The 5787-nt window shown below is 63.5% G+C and carries 7 protein-coding genes and 1 pseudogene; 1 reads left to right on the plus strand and 7 read right to left on the minus strand.

Annotation, left to right across the window (positions count from 1 at the left end):
* Positions 1-10 precede the first annotated feature (10 nt).
* The 6 genes from AX690_RS13370 to AX690_RS13395 form a co-directional block, all read right to left on the minus strand.
* A complete protein-coding gene (locus AX690_RS13370) occupies positions 11-469 on the minus strand; it encodes a disulfide isomerase DsbC N-terminal domain-containing protein (protein WP_066730409.1) in 459 nt (152 codons plus the stop codon).
* A gap of 133 nt (positions 470-602) precedes the next feature.
* Positions 603-2018 carry a TrbI/VirB10 family protein gene (locus tag AX690_RS13375; RefSeq protein WP_066684448.1) on the minus strand — a complete coding sequence of 472 codons (1416 nt, stop codon included), beginning with the start codon at positions 2016-2018 and terminating at the stop codon, positions 603-605.
* The gene (locus tag AX690_RS13380; protein WP_066684446.1) at positions 2015-2755 is read right to left on the minus strand and encodes a type-F conjugative transfer system secretin TraK; all 741 of its coding nucleotides are present in this window, start codon (positions 2753-2755) and stop codon (positions 2015-2017) included. The genes AX690_RS13375 and AX690_RS13380 overlap by 4 nt, the downstream gene beginning before the upstream one ends.
* Positions 2752-3348, minus strand: a complete 597-nt coding sequence (locus AX690_RS13385) for a TraE/TraK family type IV conjugative transfer system protein (protein ID WP_062095428.1) — start codon at positions 3346-3348, stop codon at positions 2752-2754. Before AX690_RS13385 ends, AX690_RS13380 begins: the two co-directional genes overlap by 4 nt.
* Positions 3349-3351: 3 nt before the next feature.
* Entirely contained in the window at positions 3352-3639 is a 288-nt protein-coding gene (gene traL, locus AX690_RS13390; protein ID WP_062095430.1) for a type IV conjugative transfer system protein TraL, read from the minus strand.
* A 182-nt stretch (positions 3640-3821) separates the two neighbouring features.
* Positions 3822-4130 carry a hypothetical protein gene (locus AX690_RS13395; RefSeq protein ID WP_062095432.1) on the minus strand — a complete coding sequence of 103 codons (309 nt, stop codon included), beginning with the start codon at positions 4128-4130 and terminating at the stop codon, positions 3822-3824.
* Positions 4131-4492: 362 nt separating this feature from the next.
* Between AX690_RS13395 and AX690_RS22920 the strand changes: the two genes are divergently transcribed.
* On the plus strand, positions 4493-5212 hold the full coding sequence (locus AX690_RS22920; protein WP_156449669.1) for a hypothetical protein: 720 nt from the start codon (positions 4493-4495) through the stop codon (positions 5210-5212).
* Here the strand turns inward: AX690_RS22920 and AX690_RS13410 are convergent.
* Positions 5209-5733: pseudogene (locus tag AX690_RS13410) on the minus strand (transposase); the annotation flags it as partial. The gene AX690_RS22920 and the pseudogene AX690_RS13410 sit on opposite strands and share 4 nt — an antisense overlap.
* Positions 5734-5787 lie beyond the last annotated feature (54 nt).

The raw sequence follows: 5787 nt of genomic DNA on the forward strand, positions 1-5787 counted from the left end.
CAACCCTCCGCTAAATCCGCAGCCCGGCTGTCTCAAAACTTCTGACGACGTACAGATCGACTTTAATGACGCTGCTGGGCGCGGCCGGGGCGGGTAGCTCGGCGTTGGCTTGAGGCGCCGATGGTGCGCCCCCGATCTTGGCTTCGGCGCCGGCCATGGCGGCCAGCTCGGTGATCCGAGCGGCTGTGAGGTTGGTCTTGGACTTCAGGTCGAGGACTTCCCCGATAAAGACCTTCTGACCATCCGCCGTGGCGTAGAAGACGTTCTTCCCCGCGACGACTTCACAGACGCCCTTGATCTTGAAGTCACAATTCACCCCAGTGATCTTAGTCGCCGGAAACTCAGTCTGCAGGCGGCTGAGGAGCTTGGCGTTGGCGTTCTGGGACAGGGCCCAGGCCGCAGCGGTCGAGCCGACGATCGCCAGAGCTGAGATCGCAGAGACGAGCATGACCTTACGCGAGATCTTCATTGGGCAACTCCCGTATGGGCGCGCGGAGGCGCGATGTGGTTGGGGACGGTCGGCGAGCAGCACTCACAAGCCAGGCGGGCTGGCGCTGCTGACGGCGCAGGAGGCGTGAGGAGGATGACGAAGGCGAAGAGCATCAGTCCCCCTTCACCTGGAAGCCGGAGAGGAAGACGACCTCGATCGACATGCCGGTCGGCATCTCGATGACCGGCTGATATTGCTCGGCGCGCTTGATGTAGTAGTCGGCCAACATGGAAGCGGCGTTGCTCACGCCGCTCGCGACAGACCCTTGAGCGATTTCGCCTGACGACAGCTTTTCACCGCCGAGCAGACCGCCGGCGCCAGCGACGGCGTTGATGCCACCCTGAGCGCTGCGATAGTTCGATGAAAGGGCCTGACCCAGGCCCTGCAGCGAGCCGGCCAGGGCGGCGCGACCTGTAAGGCCTCCAGACCGCTCGACCACGCGCCCGCGAACGCCGGCCTTTCCGTACTGCGTAGCGTAGCCTTCTACGGTCGCGACGGAGAACTTGTCCTTTCCGAGCGGGCACGAGATCCGCTGGAGCTTGACGTAGACCTTCTCACTGGAGAGTTCGGCATAGGCCGCGCCATTGACGAGACAACCACGCAGGTCGGTCGATTGATAACGACCATTGACGCCGACCGACACCGCCGGGCCCGTGATCCGGAACAGCACCGGCTTGGGGTCAGCCTGAGCCGCGATACCGGCGGCGCCGTCCACGCCCACCAACACCTTCGCGGTCGCATACGCGTTGGGCGGGACATAGTTGACCGTCTGGTAGCCGGTCAGCTTGCCCGAGAAATAGCTGGCGCCGGCCGCGCCGGTCTTGGTGACGCCGGTGGCGCCGGGCTTGTTGGCGAAATCACCACTGGTGTTGCTCGCTGAAGCACGATCGCCGTCAGACCCTGCATCGGCGGCGCGCGCCGGCGCGATCGCCCGAACCGTCGAGAACGACCGCCGCGGCCGTTCCTGGACCTGAGAAGCGGCGTATTCAAGCGGCACCCCGCCCGCGCCCGCCCCTGCAGGGGTCGGCGTCGGCGCGAGCGGGGCCGCCGGAAACGGGCCAAAGGCCGGGGAGCCCTGACCGCCTCCTACCACGCTGCCCGTGCCGCCAGCGGGTGCGGCGGAGGGTCTGGCGCGGGTCTTGTTCAATTCGTCCTGAAGCGTGGAGATGACATTCTGCGCGTCAGCGCGCTCGCCCGCAGCCTGGTCGACCTGGGTCTTGTAGTTGAGCGCGTCCGTCTGCAGCCGAGCGTTTTCAGTCTTGAGGTTCTCAACCTCGCGCGCCAGATCCCCGTTCACCACCTCTGGCGCGGTGTCTCCGGTCTTCAGCACATCCGCCGTCGCGGTGACGCGCTGTGCTGTGGCAGGTGCTTCGGTCGGCGTTTTGAAGGTGAACCAGATGTAGCCCAGGGCCACGACACCGGCGAGACCCGCGCCGACAAGCCAAATCGACCGCTGGGTCTTGGTCGCCTTGTCGTTGACGTCGTGGACGACTTCAGCGGCGTCGCTGGGCGGAGGAAGATCGCTCACTGGCCAGCCTCCTCGACGACGAAGACGCGGCCTTGTTCGCCGGGGCGGAGCGTTTCGTGCGAAGCGGCGGCGGCGATGACGCCCTCCACCAGGAACGCGTCGACCGTTACCGGAACCGCTTCCTGACTGACATTTGTCACGTAGATGACGCGGCCATGGAGCCCAGAGACGTCGTAGGACCAAACCTGGCGCACCATGAACGGGCCCGCCTTGCGTGAGGGCTCATAGAGGGCCTTTCGGCTGACCCCGTCGACCTCGTCGCCATTGAACATCAGGCGCGTGAACGCGGTGACGACCTCGGTGTAGGTCTCACGACGATCAGGGCGGCCGGCGATGGGCGTGCTCGTTGTAGGGCTGGATCCTGTCGCCCCTGCTCCGTCAAGCTTCACGAGGACCGTCTGGCCTTCGGCTGCGATCGGATGAAGGATCGCTTGGAGCGTTCTGCCGCTCTCCGTGACCAGGAAGACCGAAAACACGCGACCCGCCACATCACCGTCGAAACCGATAAAGGCGTCCCCGGTCTTCGCATCGGTCTCGACTAGGATTTGAGGCCCGTTCGGATCATCAATCTTACGAACGCTCTCAATCTTGTCGCCGAGCACTGCGATGCGCGACATCTGACGAGCCGAGACATCGGCTTCGAAGCGGCCATCCTTCGCGATGACCGGACCGGCGAATGCCGGGAGCGCGAGCGCTGAAAGGAGAAACGCTGCAGGGACTACGCACATCGATTTCATTGGGACACCTCTGTCGAAACCTTGACCTTCTCGCCTTCGGACTGTTCGGCGGTGATCTCGGTGATGGAGGCCAAGCGCAGGGTCGCGCCGTGCTGCACAAAGCGCAGCGCGTAAATCTTGCGGCTGGTCTGAACGATCTCGTTGCCCTTGGAGACGGCGAGATTCCCCCGCACCTCGACGTAGTTCTTACGGGGGTCGACGTAGAAATCGTCCGGCCACCACGCCTGAGAGCCACGGGTCTCCTGGCGGGCCTTGCGGTCATCCACCAGCTGCGCCTTGAGCTTCTGATAGGTCGCGGGCTCGACGATCCGCTCAAGCGCGCGCTCAAGGTAGCGATCGCTTTCGGGCGTGCGATTGAGGAAGGTCCAGGTGATTTCCCGGCTTAGGCTCTCAAGGTATTCGGGCGGAACGCTCGCGCCCGGCCGAATAGCCGTGTCGACCGGCAAGGTCGGCACAAGGATCACCTGGCGGGCCTCGAGCGCGACCATCGCGATCGCGAGATTGGCCGCGAGGCTTACCGCAAGGCCAAGACCCAGAGCTGTGGTTCGGACGTTGAGGCGCTTAGCGCGCTCGATCGCTTCCGCTGCGTGCATGATTCACCCCGCCATCTCCCGGAGATGCGAAGGGGGTGTCGCTTTAAGCCTAGTGACGTCGGCCGGCAGCAGCCAGTAGCCGATCCAGAGAAGGCGCTGAAGGCCCCCACCCTGCTTCATCTTCCGCAGCGCGATAAAAATGATCGCGGACAGCCCCAAGCCATAGGCGAAGTTCAGCACCACGGTGCAGATCGCCAGTGGGATTACGACTGCGATGAGCTCGTCCGGCGTAAAGATCAAAAAACGCTCGGGCTCATCCAGATATTGCGGAATATAGGTTTCCTTTGACATGACCCGCTTCGCATCCCCGGACCTGTGTCAGCCGTCTCTATGTCCCCGAGAGACGGGCCATTCCGGTTCGCTTTTTCGAAAGAGCAACGACTGATCGGGCCGGAGATTGGGATCGTCTGCCCGACCAGTCGCTACGGCGCGGCTCTGCGATGTCTGTCTTCGCCGAGCTGCTTTGCCTTGTCCTAGAACAGGGCGGTGGCCAGACCGCTGACGATGGTCGGACCGGTGGCGGCCGTCAGACCGATGCCCAGGGCGCCGCCGATCAGCTTCCAGTCGAACTTCAGGACCATGCCCACCAGGGCCGAACCGATGCCGGCGACCGCGGCCAGCTTGCCCAGCGAGCCGTTGGCCCAGCCGGTCAGCGAGGTGACGGTCGTCGTGAAGGTGCTGTCGGTGCCGGCGACGGCCGCGCCGGACACAGCGGCCACGCAGATGGCGGCGGTGAGCGCCATTTCGACGCTCTTCTTGGAGAGGATCTGACGGATTTTCATGGGGTTAGTCCCTGTTCGAGCTAGCGAACGCCAGAGCGGCGACACAGGAATTAACAGCATTTAACCTCGACGCCGTGCAAGCGGGATTGCACGGATTGCCCGGCGCCGAATCGCCAACTTGCGCCGGACAGCGCCAGAATGCGCCGGGGGACGCTTGTGTGCGTAGGCGTGCGCTCTCCTGCGTCTCGCGACGCCAAAAAAGTCACATGCTTTGCTGACGTTTACGTCCAGCTCGTGGTCTATTTTGTCGCATTAACTCACTTGAACCCTGTTGTGACGCCGCCATATCGCCTAATCTGCGCAAGCCCGCTTGCAGGAACGCCCAGGTATATTCGATGGCAGAGCAGGAAGAGATCCCTTCCGTGACCGCGACCGAGGACAACGGCGAAGGCGCCGACGTGGATGCGTCAGCTGAAGCCCGTGAACGGGAACGTTGGAAGAAAGTCGCCACCGACCGACGCGCCAAGCTCCTAATCTTGAACGCCCCGGATAATGAAGAATTTCACGCGATCGTTGGCCGTGCTCGCAACGGCTCGAAGCCGCTCGATGTCTACGAAATCGCGGAATTTGGCTTGCTTGGCGTAGAGAAACTCTTGCCAGGCGAGATGCGACGTCTGCTCGCTCGCTACAAGGCCAGTAAACGACGCGGCCAAATGTCGATACCACGAACTGCGTTGCCAAGGCTGGAAGCTCTTTGCGAACGCACGGGCATTTCAACCCGCTGGGGCCTTGTTGCATGCACAGCCTATGGCGCCAGCGAAGTCGTTCGCAGGCGCAGCGCCAAGAGCTTCTCTTACATAGAGAAACGTCTGCGCGAAGCCTGGTCTGATCCCAACGCCGTACGAACGATGACGAAACGGAGCGTCGATCCTGAGTCGGTGAAAGCGCGGCTGGCCGGACTTGGACAGTTGCAAGCGGGCATGAAGGATGGGAGCACGCTCCCGGAGTTGACAGCCCTGATGAACGATCTGGGGCTAAACTCCCTGGACGTCTTGTTGGCGGCGGACCAAGCATCGGCTAACGCAAACGACCTAGAACTCGTGGAATTGTACGCATCCGGTGAACACCGCGTCGGAAGCTAAGCGGCGCGATCAGCGGTAGCGAGGGGCTGCCAGTTCCAGGGCAGCAGATCATCGAGCTGCTGGCTGGGGTGCTCGGCGATCCTGGCCAGGACGTCAGCCAGCCAGGCCTGAGGGTCGATGTCGTTGAGCTTGGCGGTGACGATCAGGCTGTACATCACCGCCGCGCGCTGGCCGCCGCGATCAGATCCGCAGAACAGCCAGGACTTACGCCCCATGGCCACGCCGCGCAGGGCCCGTTCGGCGGCGTTGTTGCTCAGGCAGACACGGCCATCGCCCAGGAAGCGCGTGAACGCGGCCCAGCGCTTGAGCATGTAGTCGAAGGCCCGGGCCAGGTCGTGACCCCGTGAGAGCTTGGCGCGCTGCTCGCGCATCCAGATCTCCATCTCGGCGACCAGCGGGGCGCTGAGCGTCTGGCGAGCCGCCAGGCGCCGGTCGGCGTCTTGGCCGTTGATCCCCCGCTCGATCTCGAACAGCGCGTCGATCCGCTGGACCATGCCCACGGCGATCGGCGAGATCACTGGGCCTCACCTCAAGGTTTGTGCGCTAAACCTCGGCTAAAAGTACGAACCAAGAAC

It is taken from the genome of Caulobacter sp. CCH9-E1 (genome assembly GCF_001556515.1).
In the GTDB taxonomy this organism is placed as follows: Bacteria; Pseudomonadota; Alphaproteobacteria; order Caulobacterales; family Caulobacteraceae; genus Caulobacter.

Bases quoted from the DNA above. Each gene is read 5' to 3' on its own strand.
- traL (WP_062095430.1), bottom strand. From the start codon at position 3,639: ATGTCAAAGGAAACCTATATTCCGCAATATCTGGATGAGCCCGAGCGT.
- AX690_RS13385 (WP_062095428.1), bottom strand. From the start codon at position 3,348: ATGCACGCAGCGGAAGCGATCGAGCGCGCTAAGCGCCTCAACGTCCGA.
- AX690_RS13395 (WP_062095432.1), bottom strand. From the start codon at position 4,130: ATGAAAATCCGTCAGATCCTCTCCAAGAAGAGCGTCGAAATGGCGCTC.
- AX690_RS13380 (WP_066684446.1), bottom strand. From the start codon at position 2,755: ATGAAATCGATGTGCGTAGTCCCTGCAGCGTTTCTCCTTTCAGCGCTC.
- AX690_RS13370 (WP_066730409.1), bottom strand. From the start codon at position 469: ATGAAGATCTCGCGTAAGGTCATGCTCGTCTCTGCGATCTCAGCTCTG.